Genomic DNA, 13,446 nt, shown 5'->3' with positions numbered 1-13,446 from the left:
TGCAACGTCATCTCCGCGGGCTACATCGCAGACACCAACTTCTTCCGCGGCCAGCTGAGCGACGAACGCCACCGTGCGCTGGTGGAGGAGACGCAGAACAAGCAACCGGGCACGGTCGACGACATCGCCCAGACCGCCTACTTCCTCGCTTCCCCGGGCGCCCGGCACATCACCGGACAGACTATCCACGTCAACGGAGGCGCCTTCACCACGCGGTAGCGCCGTTCAGCCTCGAACGGCCTACTTGAACTCGCCGCCTTTACACCTGGCAAGACACCACGCACAGCACGAGATCCGAAGTCAACCCCCGAAGGACTTCCGGAGCCGACCACTTAGCGTCTCACCGCCGGCCTCTGCGGGGATCTGTCCGGGCGGGGGTGCGGCACCACCGGCCAGCAGGGCGCTGTCGGTGCCGCCAGGGTGCTCCCGTCCCTCGGGCTCGGTCGGCCGCTTCGTGCCGACATCACGCAGTTGCAGGGTGTCCGGGTCGATGCGCCGCTTGTCGCGGATGACCACCGGCGGGCGCTGGTCTTCAGTGCTCTTGCTCGGCCTGGGCGGGGTGGTCATGCGGCGCCTCCCTTGTGCTCGTCCTCATCCACGATCTCGGCGTCCACGACTTCCTCCCCCTCCGTGCCCTGTTGGCCGGTCGCGCCGCCCGGTGCACCGGGGGCGGTCTGGGCGTAGAGGGCCTGGCCGAGCTTCTGGCTGACCCGGGCGACGTTGTCGCTCGCCGCGCGGATCGCGGCGGTGTCCTCGCCCTTGAGCTTCTCCCCCAGGTCCGCCAAGGCCGTCTCGACCTCGCTCTTCGCGTCGGCGGGTACCTTGTCCTGGTTGTCGTTGAGGAACTTCTCGGTGCCATAGAGGAGTTGCTCGCCCTGGTTGCGGGCCTCGGCGGCCTCCTTGCGGCGGCGATCCTCCTCAGCGTGCTGCTCCGCCTCGCGGATCATGCGGTCGATGTCGTCCTTGGGCAAGGCGGAGCCGCCGGTGACGGTCATCTTCTGCTCCTTGCCGGTGCCGAGGTCCTTCGCGCCGACGTGCATGATGCCGTTGGCGTCGATGTCGAAGGTGACCTCGATCTGCGGCACGCCGCGCGGAGCCGGGGCGATGCCGGTGAGTTCGAACATGCCGAGCTTCTTGTTGTATGCGGCGATCTCGCGCTCGCCCTGGTACACCTGCACGGTCACCGAGGGCTGGTTGTCCTCGGCGGTGGTGAAGACCTCCGAGCGCCTGGTCGGGATTGTGGTGTTGCGCTCGATCAGCTTGGTCATGATGCCGCCTTTGGTCTCGATGCCCAGCGACAGCGGGGTGACGTCCAGCAGCAGGACGTCCTTGACCTCGCCCCTGAGCACGCCGGCCTGCAGGGCGGCGCCGACGGCGACGACCTCGTCCGGGTTGACGCCCTTGTGCGGGTCCTTGCCGGTGAGCTTCTTCACCAGGTCGGTGACGGCCGGCATCCGGGTGGAGCCGCCGACCAGGATGACGTGGTCGACGTCCGAGACCTTGATCTTGGCGTCCTTCACGGCCTGGTGGAAGGGGCCCTCGCAGCGTTCCAGCAGATCGGCGGTCATCTGCTCGAACTGGGCGCGGGTGAGCTTCCCGTCCAGGTGCAGCGGCCCTTCGGAGGAGGCGCTGATGTAGGGCAGGTTGATCGTCGTCTCGGTGGCGGCGGACAGCTCGATCTTCGCCTTCTCGGCGGCCTCGCGCAGACGCTGTGCGGCCATCTTGTCCCTGGACAGGTCGATGCCGTAGCCGCTCTTGAACTGCTGGACCAGATGGTCGACGATCCGCTGGTCCCAGTCATCACCGCCCAGGTGGGTGTCGCCGGAGGTGGCCTTCACCTCCACCACGCCCTCCCCGATCTCCAGCAGCGACACATCGAACGTACCGCCGCCCAGGTCGAAGACCAGCACCGTCTGGTCGTTCTCCTTGTCCAGCCCGTACGCCAGCGCGGCGGAGGTCGGCTCGTTGATGATCCGCGCCACCTTCAGGCCCGCGATCTCCCCGGCCTCCTTGGTCGCGGTGCGCTGGGACTCGTTGAAGTACGCCGGCACCGTGATCACCGCATCGGTGACCTCCTCACCCAGGTATGCCTCTGCGTCACGCTTCAGTTTCTGCAGCACCCGCGCCGAGATCTCCTGCGCGGTGTACCGCTTGCCGTCCACGTCCCCCTTCTCCGGAAAGTGCCAGTCGCTCTCGCCCATGTGGCGCTTCACCGACCTGGCGGTGCGGTCCACGTTGGTGACGGCCTGGCGCTTGGCGACCTCGCCGACGAGCACTTCGCCGCCCTTGCCGAACGCCACCACCGACGGGGTGGTGCGCGCGCCCTCGGTGTTCGTGATGACGGCCGGCTCACCACCCTCCAGCACGCAGACCACCGAGTTCGTCGTTCCGAGATCGATTCCGACTCCGCGAGTCATCTCCGACCTCCTTCATCGCATTCACGTACAGAACTTCCCTATACCGACACATAAAACTTGAGTCGCATCATGTCAAGTCTGTGTTTGGGCTGTCCGCCGCGCGGCACCCATGCGGATGTGGGCGGCGCAACGCATGGCTGGGGCTGGAGGGAATCTGTAACATGGAGGTGAGGTTTCATGCGCGGCGAGGTGAGATCGTGGTGCTGCCGATCGACGACCCGGATGCGGCGCTCTACGCGGTGGGGCAGGTCGCCGCCATGCTGGATGTCCATGTGGCCTTTCTGCGCCGGCTGGACGAGCAGGGCGTGGTGGTGCCGGTGCGTTCCGCGGGCGGCCAGCGCAGGTACTCGCGCCGGGAGATCGACCGGGTCGCCGCCCTGGTGAAGTTGATCAGCGAGGGACTGACCCTGGAAGGCGCGCGCCGGGTACTCGATCTCCAGACCCGGGTGGAGGAACTGGAGGCCGACCTGGACCGGACCCCCGGCAATGGACACGCATCCGCGTAGCACCGGGCGGGTGCCTCGCGCGACCGGGCGCGCCGGCGGGTTCCCGCCCGGGCGGGATTCAGGCGGCGGCAGGGGTGAGGTCGGCGCGGCCAAATAGGAGCGCGTAGCTGCGGGGCAGGCCTGCGAGGAGGCGGTCGGTGAGCCGCTCGCCACCGAGCATCGCGAGGCCGGCCAGGACGGAGGAGGCGTCCCAACGGGCACTGGTGAGGCTGGTGTTCAGGGCCCGGGCGACGGCTTCGACGAAGGCGGGGGCGGCGACGGGTTCGGGCAGGGGGATCTGCGAGGCGAAGACGGCGCGGGCCCGCTCGGGGAGCGTGGCGGCCAGCTCGCAGCGTTCGTCGCCGGTGAGCTGGGAGCCGAGGACGGCCAGGACCGTGTCCAGGACGCGTTCGGCTTCCTCGTCGCTGGGATAGCGGCCGAGTTGGCGGACCTGCTGGATCAGGCGGCGGTGCCGGGTCATGGGCGTGCCTTCCGGGCGGGCCGCCGCGGCATGGGCGGCGGCACGAAAAGGGTCAGGGTCGGTGGCCGGGGGCGGGGCGGCCGAACAGGACGTCGTAGCCGGGCGGAAGCTGGAACAGGACGCGCTCCATCAGCTCGTCGCCAGCGGCGTCGGCCACCGTGGACAGGACGGCCCCGATGTCCCACACGGCGGTCTTCTCGGTGGCCCCCTCGATCCAGGCAGCGGTGGCGCGCACGAACCGTTCGGGACTGAGCGGTTCGGCGGCCTGCAAGGGGTTCAGCAAGATCAGAGCGAAGGTCTCGGGCAGACGCGCCGCGAGCTCCGCGCGCACGTCGCCGACCAGATGGGCGCCGAGCAGGGCCAGCACGACGCGGGCCGCGCGGTCGGCATCCTGAGCAATGTCGTACTCGCCGCGTTCCTGGACCCGGTCCAAGAACGCCTCCCATCGAAGAGTCACCGCGAATCCTCCCTTCGTCCCGGCACGGACCGGGCCGGCCAGGTGCGGGGCCGGTCAGGGCCCGGCGGCCAGGCGGCGATAGAGGCCGGTGAGCCTGAGCAGCCTGGCCACCGGCCCGCCGACGCCGCGCAGGAAGAGCCGGCCGCCGTACCGGTCGGCCTGGTTGCGGGCCTGGACAAGGACACCCAGACCCGAGCAGTCCACGAACGTCACCTCCGACAAGTCGAGCACCACCTCCCGATGCGCCTCAAGCGCCGCGGACAGCCGGTGGCGAAGCCGCGGGGCGGCGGCAAGGTCGATCTCACCGCCGGCCCTCACCACGAACGGTGTCGGCCGCCCATCGCTCACGGTCTCATCGGCCGGTACTGGCCGAGCCGGACCGGGGGATGCAGGGCCGGATGCGGGAATGTTCCGCGCCGCCCGCCCGGGGGGTGCGGGCGGCGCGGAACGGCACAGGGACGCGGTCAGGCCTTGATCTCCTTGCGGCTTCCGCTGTGGCCGATGGCGATCTTGCGGGGCTTGGCCTTCTCGGCGACCGGGATCTTCAGCGTCAGCACGCCGGAGTCGTAGTCGGCACTGATCCCCTCGGGGTCGAGCGTGTCGGAGAGCATGACCTGCCGGGAGAACACGCCGAGCGGACGCTCGGACAGCTCCCACTTCACATCCTCGCCCTCGTGGCGGGGACGCCGTTCGGCCTTGACGGTCAGCATGTTCCGCTCGACATCGATGTCGATCGCCTCCGGGTCCACCCCCGGCAGGTCGAAGCAGATCACGTACTCGCCGCCGGCGCGGTAGGCGTCCAGCGGCATCGGGGTCGGCCGCGACCACGTGCCCGTCGTCGCCCCCAGGAACTGCTGGGTCAGCCGGTCCAGCTCGCGGAACGGATCGGTGCGCATCAGCATCGCGAAACACCTCCACTGATCGATGGGTGCCAGTGCGCTTCACCTGAAACCGTTCTAACATGTCATCCATCCGATGACAAACCCCAAAGTCGCTAAAGGAGTGACACCGATGGGAAAGCGGCCCGGAGCACCCGCCACCGGCGGCACACCGCCGGCCGGACCGGCGTCCTTCCTCGCCGCCGCCGCGGCGCTCGCCGCCATAAACAAAGCCGTCCGTACCGCCCAGGACACCCACGCCACGACCCCGCCCACCACCCAGGCCAGCCCCGAGCAGGCACTGGCCACCCTGCTCCTGCTGCGCGAGCTGCGCACCGAACTCGCCAGCTGGGAGGCCCCGCTGGTGGAAGCCGCCCGTGCCTCGGGCGCCACCTGGGCCGACCTCGCCCAGCCCATGGGCGTCGCCAGTCGCCAGGCCGCCGAGAACCGCTACCTGCGCCTCAAGCCCGCCACCGACCCGGGCGCGCCCACCGGCGCCGGACGGGTCAAGGCGGTCCGCGACCGGCGCGCCGCCGAACGCGCCGTCACCACTTGGGCCCGTGCGAACGCCGCCGACCTGCGCCGGCTCGCCGCCCAGGTCACCGCCCTGAGCGACCTCACCCCGGCTGCCCGCCCCGCGCTCAATGACCTCCACACCGCGCTCGGCGCCCCGGACGCCGCCGAACTCCTCACACCCCTGGCCGCCATCCGCCCCCACCTCGGCAGCCATCACCCCCGGATCGCCCACCGCCTCGACGACCTCGCCCAGCACACCGATCAGCTGCGCCATGACAGCGACCAGCAGCGCGCCTGACCCCCTGGCCGCCGCGGAGGCGCGCTGGCAGCGGATCGAGAACCAGCTCGAAGCCGTCGGACGCCGGATGCGGACCGACAGCGGCGCCGCCATCGCCTCGATGGACGTCTGCCTCGCACGCCTGGAAGCCATACGCGAAGCCCTCCGCACCTCCTTGGCGCAGGACAAACAGGACATCGCACCGCAGTCCGGGACCAGCGCGGTGCACGACAACGCCGGGTACTGAGGGGGCCCGCATGCGGACAACGGCGCGTTGGGAGAAACCCTTCAGCAGGCCGAGATTCCCGCGAGCCCGGCAATGTCGCGGCCTCACGACGGAGATCACTCGCCCCCCTGTCAGCCCGACCGGGCGGGGGCGGAGACGACTCGGATCGCTGTCCCCGGCGACGGCCCGGGTGACAACCCCGGGCGTACACCAGGAGTCCGCCGGGCCTGCCAAGGCTGCACCCGCCAGACAGGCTGGCGGTGCACTGCTCAGCCGGTGATCTGCTTCTTCTCGCCGCTGCTCGTGATCTCGATCTTGCGCGGCTTGGCCTGTTCGGCTATCGGGATGCGGATCGTGAGCACGCCAGCGTCGTAGTCGGCCTCGATCTTATCGGCCGCGAGAGTATCGCCGAGGAACACCTGGCGACTGAAGACGCCGTAGGGCCGTTCGGCGACGACCATCTCGCGGTCCTCGATCTCCGGTGCCGACCGCTCGGCCTTGACCGTCAGGACGTTCTGCTCGACGTTCAGGTCGATGCTCTCGGGCGCGATGCCGGGCAGGTCGAGGCGGATCAGGAAGGATCCGTCGCTCTCATAGGCGTCCATCGGCATCGCCGCCGGCCGGGCCGTGGTGCCCAGCAGCTGCTGGGTGAGCCGGTCGAGCTCGCGGAACGGATCGGTTCGCATCAACATCACGGATCACTCTCCTCGTGGGTCGGTGACAGCGATGAGGCTCTCGCGGGAGTCTACCCATCAGTCCATATATCTCCATTTCGGGCATCTTGACAAGCGCTGGCCAAGGTTCTATCCAGATCTATGAGGAGGTTTGCCGGGGTCACCCGGGAGGTGGTCCGCCATGACCCGATCGCGAGACCGACGCGATCACTACGCGGTGCTGGGAGTGGAGCCCACGGCGTCCGCGCGACAGGTCACCTCGGCCTACCGCACCCTGGTCCGGCTGCTGCACCCCGACAGCCGCCCCGTCGAGCCGGGATCGGCGGAGCGACTCGGCGCGGTGGTCGCCGCCTACGAGGTCCTGCACGATCCCCAGCTGCGAGCCGCCTACGACGCCGAACGCGAGAGCGCCCGGCCTCAACCGGATACCGCCCGCGCCTCGGGCCGGCCCCCGGCCGCGCACCGACAGGTATCCGTCCGGGTCATCCGGGACGCCGGGCGCCCCGAGCCCACTCCCCCCGGAGCAGCGATGCGCCAGGGGGCCGAACCGCTCGTTCGGGCGGGCCCGGTGCGGATCGCACCGGCGGACGCACCGGCGCGGTCACGCGATGACCCCCGCGACCTCTGGGAGTGGATACTGCACCGGCTATGGGAGGTGGACCCATGGCTGTGAACGGCAACGACTTCCGCACCGCCGTCGCCTGGTGGGACGGCCAGGCCACCGTCGCGGTCACGGGCGAGATCGACCTCGCCACCGCGCCCGAGCTCGACCTCCGCGTCAAGGAGTGCCTAGCGCGCCGGCCCAGGCGCAGGCGCGTCGACCTCGACTTCGCACAGGTGCGATTCTGCGACTGCTCGGGCGCAGACGTCCTGGAGCGGCTCCATCGCCAGGCGCAGGAGGAAGGTGTCGTCCTGAGAGTCACGGACGTGACGGCACCGATCGTCGCCCGAGTGTTCGACCTTCTCGGCCTCACCGACCTGGTTGAGCCTCACCGTCGTGCCTGAACCCGGGCAGGCCTGTACGGCCCGCGTACCGCTGCGCTGCCACGACCCGCACACGCGGTCCAAAGCGCCGACGGTGCAAGAGCGGGGGACGGCGCAAGAGCGGGCCGCCGCTCCCGAGACCATCCTCCCGGGCCGGCGTTCAGACGCCCGGGACCGGCCCGGTGTAGACCAGCTCTGCGGCGAGGTGCTGCGCCCGGCGCAGGTGGGTGTCGGCGCGTTCGATCGCCGCAATCGCGCATCCCAGTTCGAAGGCGACGTCGGCCTGCTCAGCCTGCGCAGCGCTCCGAAGGCGCTGATCCCGCAGCTGACCCGCCTCACCGCGCGGCTGGCCTCGGGATGGCGACCGACCTGCTCCAGCGACACACCGGCGGTATGGATGTCGCTCAGGCGCCGTACCCACTCCTCCAGAGCCTGCCAGGACGGATCGCCAGCCGGCGGCTGGGGCTGCTCCGCCTTCCAGTAGCAGCGGTCGGCCGGGTTGAACCATCCGAGGTCGTCGCGCTGACACGGCAACGCCGCGCGAGCGGCCTCCCTGGTCCGCGACGCGAACGCCGCCGGCGGGGCCGGGTTCCTCGAGCCCTCCCCGAACGCGCCGGCCGTCCTCGGCACGGTCGCTGCCCCCAGGAGCGTTCCGCTACTGCACGTCACGCTCGCGTTGGTCGCGCAGTGCATCAACACCTGGGGGCGCGTCGTCCTCGATCCCACTATCCCGCCAGCGGAGGCCGAGGCGCCCGACGAGCGCTCTCTGCGCTACACCCTGCAAGCGCTGTGGGAGACGGTCAGCGAGAGCGTCCGGCGCCGCATCGCCTCCTTGGACAGCACGGCCCCGGCGTGGTGGCACGTCAGCAGTGCGCTGCAGGAGGCCCAGAGCGCCGCGCGCCGCACCACCGCGGGCGACCCGGCCGGGGGCGACGAGCTGTGGTGGTACATCGCGCTGCTACACCTGGACCGGGCCCGCAGCCTGTGGAAGGAAAGCATCGGCCGCACACTGCCGCAGTAGAACCTCCCGCCCGGCGCGTCGAACGTCCCGCGGTGGCGCGCCACCGGGTCGGCGGTACAGCGCGTCAGGGCGCGGGCCGGGCTGGCGTGCGGACGGTCGGCCAGGTGCGTCTGGTCGTACTGCTCCTGGGGCTGGTAGCGGGTGCCGGGGCGCAGCATGTACCGGACGGGTGAGCCGGTGAGCCAGCCGCTACGGGCGAGGGTGCCGAGCGCGGCCTTCGCGACCTGCTGGTCGGCGCCCGCCGCTCTTCCCGCCTCAACTCATTCGGGCGCCGACAGCCGACGACCGCTCTCCGAACCCGCCGACAAGTGCTCTCCGTTTTCACCTACGCAGCCAACCGGTGCCGGTACACGTGGAGCCGCCGCATCCGGCGGACCCGCCTGAACGTGGGGTGATCGCCGCCCGCTACTCTGCCGCGGTGACAGAGACACTGATGAACCGTTACCGCCTGGCCGTAGAACCGCTGCTGGAGCCCGGCGAGCAGTTGCTCGACGTGGCGACGGTGGTACCCGTGGCGGGCGCCAAGGGCGTTGGGCACGGCGTGGGCGCACGGGTCGGCAACGCGCTGGGGCAGCTGGGCGGGGTATCGGGAGGCTCCGGCAGCCTCGCGGACGGCTTTCCCACCACGACGGGCGGCGCGATGTCCAGGCTGCTGGTGGTCACCGACCGCCGGACCGCCTTCGTTACTGCGCTGGACATCCGCAAGGCCGGCCAGTTGCTGTGGCACGCGCCCCGGCACCTCGTCGCCCGGATCGAGCGGCGCCCGAGGTGGCAGGCGATGGCCCGGTTCCGGCTGCACTTCGCCGATGGCTCGGCGGTCTCGATGTACACCACCCGGCGCCGCACCATCGAGGTCCTGGCCGACCACCTGGGACGGTGACCAGCCCGTCTGGCGGCGCTTCGGCCGCCCCGGCCGGCACCCCCTCACCGACGCACCGGACAACCCGAACACCCGCGCCGCCTACGACCAGCGCCAGGCTGTCCGCGAGCGCGAGCAACAGACGGCCCACCAGGAGCCGATGGACTCCCTGGCCCGTCACTCACCGAGAGGGAACCCATGAAGCGGCAGTGGCGCCGAGTCCTGCTGACGGTGGCCGTCGTGCCGGCTGTCGCGGCCACCCTGGGTGAGGTGGCCGTCCACAAGATGACCACCGGCAAACTCGACCACGGCACGATGTTCACCCAGACCTCGGGACCACTCACCGTCAAACCCGGCGAGCGCTTCTCGATCGAGGTGTTCGCCCACCAGGAGGCGGGCGACATCTGGACCATGGCCACCCCTGCCCCCGACCCGGCCATCGTGCAGGCCACCGGCGACGAGTACGTCGACAACTTCGGCATCAAGGACGTGCTCGGCTTCGGTGGAACCGGAGCGCTCGGTACGGGCGGCCACTACTACTTCACCTTCCGCGCCCAGAACCCCGGCCGCACAACCGTCACCGTGCACGTCGGGTTCCGCGACCGCGAAGGGATGACGTTCTCCGGCGGGCCGGACCAGACCAAGCGCCAGTTCACCATCGACGTCCGCTGAGCCGAATCCTGAGCGGCCTTGGACGCACGACAGACCAGCTTCCGGACCGAGAACTGCGCTACCAGGTGTTCACCCTGGCCAAGGAATCAGACACAGCCGGCGCCAACGTCACACCGGGCCAGGGCCACGTGCAGCTTGACGTGGTCCACCGCCGCCCTGCGACCCTCGGCGGCGCTCGGGAAGCGCTGATCGGCGCAGGCCGCGCCGGAGCAGGACAGCCGGACCGTGCCGGCTGTGGGGCGGCCGTAGGGGTCCAGGCGCACCGTGGACACTCGTCCGACGACGCGTTCCTGCTGCGTGCCGGTCTCGGCCTGCGTTGCCACCTGCGACTCCCCGCGCTGTGTAGGCCCGTTTCTTCCGGGCGGGTCCCCATCATCGTGGAGCCAGCCCATCGGATGGGGCGGTCGGCGACACGCCGCGCCGATCGGGAGGGCGGCCTGGACGCGCACGCGGCCGCCACCGCCGTGACTGCCGGCTGCTGCCTCCGTCTGGTTGAAGGATTGGAAGACGCGCGAAGTGTACAGTTCAGTACATGAGTGACACTCTGCCGATCACGGAGGCGCGGGCCAGGTTCGGCTCGCTGGTCCGTCGCGCCTCCCACGCCCGTGAGCGCATTACCATCACCGACCACGGTCAGCCAGCCGCGGTCCTCATCAACCCGCAGGAGCTGGCCGACCTCGAGGACGCCCTCGCCCTGGCGCAGTACCGGGCGAGGCAGGCCGCCGGCGAGACGACGGGCGTGCCGCATGAGCAGGTCCGCGCCCAGCTCGGCCTGGGGCCGGCCGCTTGAGCTACACGATCATCTGGGACGAGTCGGCCATCAACGCCGCCGTCCGGTTCCTCAAGGACGACGCCGACGGCTTGCGGCAGGTCATGGACGCCGTCGACCTGCTCGCCGAATACCCGCAGCCAGCGGGCACCGCGGAGTACGGCTCTGCGGACCTGCGCCGGATGTACGTCGGCCGCTACCGGGTCATGTACGAGATCACCGACGCCACGGTCACCATCATCGTGATCCACCTCGGCCGGACCGGCTGACACCCGCCCCGGCACAGCGACGGCCGACCCCTTGGGGGCCGGCCGTCGGCGCTCCGGTGTACGGGTGGTCGCCGACCACGGCGCGGCCATACCGCCGCCCCTGCGCCGGGCGCCCCGGCCACCGCTCGCGCGACGCCGACGCGGGCGGCCGCCGACACCCGACCGCAGCGGTGCCGCGGGGATGCGCGGCGGCCGCCGCACTCACCCGATCGAGACTCCTGATTTAGTCGGGTTATACGGGTTCAGGCACGGATTTCGTGAAGTCGATCTTGCTTCTGTGCGCCGGGTGACGCTCCGTCATGTTCAGGTGGATGCTGGCCGCGTGTGAGGAGATCGTTCTTCTGCTTCCGCATCTCGCAGGAGTGCGGGTCGAGTGCCTGGATGTGCGGGACGGGCGTGTGGTGATCGAGGCGTCGACACTGGAGGACGTGCCGGTGCCGTGTCCGGGCTGCCGGACTGCGTCAGGTCGAGTGCACAGCAGGTACGGACGGCGCCTGGCCGACGCGCCGTGCGGCGGGCGGGGCGTCGTGATCGAGCTGTCGGTGCGCCGGTTGTTCTGCGACAACGGGGACTGCCCGAGGGTCACCTTCGCCGAGCAGATCGAGGGGCTGACCTGTCGCTACGGCCGACGGACGCCGACCCTTCAGCGGATGCTCGGCGCCCTCGGCGTCGTCCTGGCCGCTCGTGCCGTGGCCCGCCTCGCACTGCTGCTCGGCATCATGATCAGCCGGATGACCGTCTTACGCCTGGTCATGGCGCTGCCGGACCCGGCCTGGGCGACCCCGCGCGTGCTCGGCATCGACGAGTTCGCAACCAGGAAGGGCCGCCGCTACGGCACCATCTTGATCGACTGCGAGACCCACCAGCCCCTTGACCTGCTCCCGGACCGCGACGCGGACAGCGTCGCCGCCTGGCTGCGCGAGCACCCCGGCGTCGAGATCGTCTGCCGCGACCGCGCACAGGTCTTCGCGGACGGCGCCCGCACCGGAGCACCCAACGCCCAGCACTGCGCGGACAAATGGCACGTCTGGCACAACCTCGGCGAAGCCGTCGAACGCCTCGTCTCCCGCCACCGCACCCTGCTGCGCGACCTCGTCGAACCCGCACCGGCACCTACCCTCGAGCCGCCCGACCCACAGGCTCCCGAACTCGCGCCGACTGAGGTCGTCGAGGCCGCCGAGGACACCCCCGAGCCCTACCCGCAGGGGAAGTTCCTCGACCGGCTCCGCGACACCCACGCCGCCGTCCGCGCCCAGGTAAAGCAGGGCGTCAGCCTGCGCGAGATCGCCCGACGCCTCGGCCTCGGACGCAACACGGTCCGCAAGTACGCGCGCGCCGCCAGCCCCGAGGCGATGCTGCACGGACAGTGGCAGAACCGGACCAGCAAGCTCGACCCGTTCAGGCCCTACATCGAGCAGCGGATCGCCGAAGGCTGCACAAACCTGGCCCGACTCCACGGTGAGCTGCACGAACGCGGCGCACGCTGCAGCTACAGCACCCTGCGCGACTACGTCCACCCACTGCGCCCCGAGCGCCGGGTCGCGGGGAGCACGCCACCGATGGCCCGTCCCCCCTCGCCCCGCCAGGCCACCCGCTGGATCATGGGCCACCCCGACCACCTGCGCGAGGACGACCAGCAGCAGCTCAAAGCACTGCTCGCGCGCTCCCCTGAGCTCGCGGCCGCCGCCGGCCACGTCCGGACCTTCGCGACCATCATGACCAACCGCGAAGGAGACCAGCTGACCCGCTGGATCGCCGACGTCTGCGCGGACGAGCAAAGCGGCCTGGTCGGCTTCGCCGCCGGACTGATCCCCGACCTCGACGCCGTCGTCTACGGCATGAGCACCAATTGGTCGTCCGGCCCGGTCGAGGGCCGAGTCAACGACCTCAAGGCGCTCAAGCGCGGCGTATTCGGCAGAGCGAAGCCCCCGCTGCTGCGCAAGCGGCTCCTCCTGATCGCCGCCAGCCGACGAGCCTAACTTCGGCCGGCTCGGGCCTGGCGGTCCAGGAACTCGATCAGTCGCGTCTCCGAACGTAGGAGTCGCTCCCGTTGTTCAGAAGGAAGGGAAGCGAGGGCATCGACTAGAACCCGCTTCCGCGGGACCTGGACCATGTTCCCGGAGTAGATCCTGCAAGTTGAGCACCAGGCGAACCCGATGCACCGCTCGAACATGGGGGACTCAGGCGGATAGAAGCGGTACTGGTACGAGCGGACGGGCGTCCCACACGCCGCGCAGATCCGGCGGTCACCGTCCGGAACGGACCAGCCGCTCCCGACCTTGAGCCAGTGCTGCCGCCCGGCCGGTGCTCTTCAAGTCGTCATGCCCAGCATTCTGTCCCACCGAGCTTGCCCGACGCAGCCATCCGAGCAGGTCTCGGCCATCAAGCACAGACAGGCCGTTCGTGACGCTCGTGTACTCGACACTGGCTCAGGGTTTTCCGGCGGGATCGGGAGCCACTT

21 protein-coding genes are annotated in these 13,446 nt (G+C 70.4%); 13 read left to right on the top strand and 8 right to left on the bottom strand.

Features of this window, described 5'->3' with window-relative positions:
* On the top strand, window positions 1-219 hold a 219-nt coding region (locus tag ACZ5ON_RS18975; protein WP_465593462.1), incomplete at its 5' end, for an SDR family oxidoreductase.
* Between the two features lie 81 nt (window positions 220-300).
* Here ACZ5ON_RS18975 and ACZ5ON_RS18970 read toward each other — a convergent pair.
* The gene (locus tag ACZ5ON_RS18970) at window positions 301-567 is read right to left on the bottom strand and encodes a hypothetical protein (RefSeq protein ID WP_465593459.1); all 267 of its coding nucleotides are present in this window, start codon (window positions 565-567) and stop codon (window positions 301-303) included.
* Entirely contained in the window at window positions 564-2,417 is a 1,854-nt protein-coding gene (gene dnaK, locus ACZ5ON_RS18965; protein ID WP_465593456.1) for a molecular chaperone DnaK, read from the bottom strand. The genes ACZ5ON_RS18970 and dnaK overlap by 4 nt, the downstream gene beginning before the upstream one ends.
* Before the next feature lie 161 nt (window positions 2,418-2,578).
* Here dnaK and ACZ5ON_RS18960 point away from each other — a divergent pair, with 161 nt between their 5' ends.
* A complete protein-coding gene (locus ACZ5ON_RS18960) occupies window positions 2,579-2,923 on the top strand; it encodes a helix-turn-helix domain-containing protein (RefSeq protein WP_465593453.1) in 345 nt (114 codons plus the stop codon).
* A gap of 58 nt (window positions 2,924-2,981) precedes the next feature.
* Here the strand turns inward: ACZ5ON_RS18960 and ACZ5ON_RS18955 are convergent, their stop codons facing one another.
* The 4 genes from ACZ5ON_RS18955 to ACZ5ON_RS18940 all read right to left on the bottom strand — a co-directional run bounded on the left by ACZ5ON_RS18955 (window position 2,982) and on the right by ACZ5ON_RS18940 (window position 4,742).
* Complete coding sequence (locus ACZ5ON_RS18955) at window positions 2,982-3,383, bottom strand: DUF2267 domain-containing protein (RefSeq protein WP_465593450.1); 402 nt, start codon at window positions 3,381-3,383, stop codon at window positions 2,982-2,984.
* Window positions 3,384-3,435: 52 nt separating this feature from the next.
* Window positions 3,436-3,840, bottom strand: a complete 405-nt coding sequence (locus tag ACZ5ON_RS18950; protein ID WP_465593447.1) for a DUF2267 domain-containing protein — start codon at window positions 3,838-3,840, stop codon at window positions 3,436-3,438.
* 54 nt (window positions 3,841-3,894) lie between these two features.
* Window positions 3,895-4,188, bottom strand: a complete 294-nt coding sequence (locus tag ACZ5ON_RS18945; protein ID WP_465593444.1) for an STAS domain-containing protein — start codon at window positions 4,186-4,188, stop codon at window positions 3,895-3,897.
* Window positions 4,189-4,304: 116 nt separating this feature from the next.
* Complete coding sequence (locus tag ACZ5ON_RS18940) at window positions 4,305-4,742, bottom strand: Hsp20/alpha crystallin family protein (RefSeq protein ID WP_465593441.1); 438 nt, start codon at window positions 4,740-4,742, stop codon at window positions 4,305-4,307.
* Between the two features lie 109 nt (window positions 4,743-4,851).
* On the opposite strand from ACZ5ON_RS18940, the gene ACZ5ON_RS18935 reads away from it, so the two are divergent.
* Both ACZ5ON_RS18935 and ACZ5ON_RS18930 read left to right on the top strand, forming a co-directional pair.
* Window positions 4,852-5,532 carry a hypothetical protein gene (locus ACZ5ON_RS18935; protein ID WP_465593438.1) on the top strand — a complete coding sequence of 227 codons (681 nt, stop codon included), beginning with the start codon at window positions 4,852-4,854 and terminating at the stop codon, window positions 5,530-5,532.
* The gene (locus ACZ5ON_RS18930; RefSeq protein ID WP_465593435.1) at window positions 5,507-5,758 is read left to right on the top strand and encodes a hypothetical protein; all 252 of its coding nucleotides are present in this window, start codon (window positions 5,507-5,509) and stop codon (window positions 5,756-5,758) included. Before ACZ5ON_RS18935 ends, ACZ5ON_RS18930 begins: the two co-directional genes overlap by 26 nt.
* Window positions 5,759-6,006: 248 nt before the next feature.
* Here ACZ5ON_RS18930 and ACZ5ON_RS18925 read toward each other — a convergent pair whose 3' ends face one another.
* On the bottom strand, window positions 6,007-6,429 hold the full coding sequence (locus ACZ5ON_RS18925) for an Hsp20/alpha crystallin family protein (RefSeq protein WP_465593468.1): 423 nt from the start codon (window positions 6,427-6,429) through the stop codon (window positions 6,007-6,009).
* 163 nt (window positions 6,430-6,592) lie between these two features.
* Between ACZ5ON_RS18925 and ACZ5ON_RS18920 the strand changes: the two genes are divergently transcribed.
* The 6 genes from ACZ5ON_RS18920 to ACZ5ON_RS18895 all read left to right on the top strand — a co-directional run bounded on the left by ACZ5ON_RS18920 (window position 6,593) and on the right by ACZ5ON_RS18895 (window position 9,947).
* Window positions 6,593-7,084, top strand: a complete 492-nt coding sequence (locus tag ACZ5ON_RS18920; protein WP_465593432.1) for a J domain-containing protein — start codon at window positions 6,593-6,595, stop codon at window positions 7,082-7,084.
* Complete coding sequence (locus ACZ5ON_RS18915; RefSeq protein WP_465593429.1) at window positions 7,075-7,416, top strand: STAS domain-containing protein; 342 nt, start codon at window positions 7,075-7,077, stop codon at window positions 7,414-7,416. The genes ACZ5ON_RS18920 and ACZ5ON_RS18915 overlap by 10 nt, the downstream gene beginning before the upstream one ends.
* The gene (locus ACZ5ON_RS18910; protein ID WP_465593426.1) at window positions 7,409-7,879 is read left to right on the top strand and encodes a hypothetical protein; all 471 of its coding nucleotides are present in this window, start codon (window positions 7,409-7,411) and stop codon (window positions 7,877-7,879) included. Before ACZ5ON_RS18915 ends, ACZ5ON_RS18910 begins: the two co-directional genes overlap by 8 nt.
* A 192-nt stretch (window positions 7,880-8,071) precedes the next feature.
* A complete protein-coding gene (locus ACZ5ON_RS18905; RefSeq protein ID WP_465593424.1) occupies window positions 8,072-8,416 on the top strand; it encodes a hypothetical protein in 345 nt (114 codons plus the stop codon).
* 418 nt (window positions 8,417-8,834) lie between these two features.
* Window positions 8,835-9,296 (top strand): hypothetical protein, encoded by a 462-nt coding sequence (locus ACZ5ON_RS18900; RefSeq protein ID WP_465593421.1) that lies wholly within the window; start codon window positions 8,835-8,837, stop codon window positions 9,294-9,296.
* A 177-nt stretch (window positions 9,297-9,473) separates the two neighbouring features.
* Window positions 9,474-9,947 (top strand): protease inhibitor I42 family protein, encoded by a 474-nt coding sequence (locus ACZ5ON_RS18895; RefSeq protein WP_465593418.1) that lies wholly within the window; start codon window positions 9,474-9,476, stop codon window positions 9,945-9,947.
* Window positions 9,948-10,033: 86 nt separating this feature from the next.
* Here the strand turns inward: ACZ5ON_RS18895 and ACZ5ON_RS18890 are convergent, their stop codons facing one another.
* Window positions 10,034-10,270, bottom strand: coding sequence for a hypothetical protein (locus ACZ5ON_RS18890; RefSeq protein ID WP_465593415.1), 237 nt, complete (start codon window positions 10,268-10,270; stop codon window positions 10,034-10,036).
* A gap of 209 nt (window positions 10,271-10,479) precedes the next feature.
* On the opposite strand from ACZ5ON_RS18890, the gene ACZ5ON_RS18885 reads away from it, so the two are divergent.
* The 3 genes from ACZ5ON_RS18885 to ACZ5ON_RS18875 all read left to right on the top strand — a co-directional run bounded on the left by ACZ5ON_RS18885 (window position 10,480) and on the right by ACZ5ON_RS18875 (window position 12,964).
* The gene (locus tag ACZ5ON_RS18885) at window positions 10,480-10,737 is read left to right on the top strand and encodes a type II toxin-antitoxin system Phd/YefM family antitoxin (protein ID WP_465593412.1); all 258 of its coding nucleotides are present in this window, start codon (window positions 10,480-10,482) and stop codon (window positions 10,735-10,737) included.
* Window positions 10,734-10,985 (top strand): type II toxin-antitoxin system RelE family toxin, encoded by a 252-nt coding sequence (locus tag ACZ5ON_RS18880; RefSeq protein ID WP_465593409.1) that lies wholly within the window; start codon window positions 10,734-10,736, stop codon window positions 10,983-10,985. Before ACZ5ON_RS18885 ends, ACZ5ON_RS18880 begins: the two co-directional genes overlap by 4 nt.
* A 299-nt stretch (window positions 10,986-11,284) precedes the next feature.
* A complete protein-coding gene (locus ACZ5ON_RS18875) occupies window positions 11,285-12,964 on the top strand; it encodes an ISL3 family transposase (RefSeq protein WP_465593406.1) in 1,680 nt (559 codons plus the stop codon).
* Window positions 12,965-13,446: the final 482 nt, after the last annotated feature.

The organism is Kitasatospora sp. NPDC032150, assembly GCF_055579945.1.
Note: the sequence above shows the minus strand (reverse complement) of the source record. Positions and strands in the feature narration are given on the sequence as shown.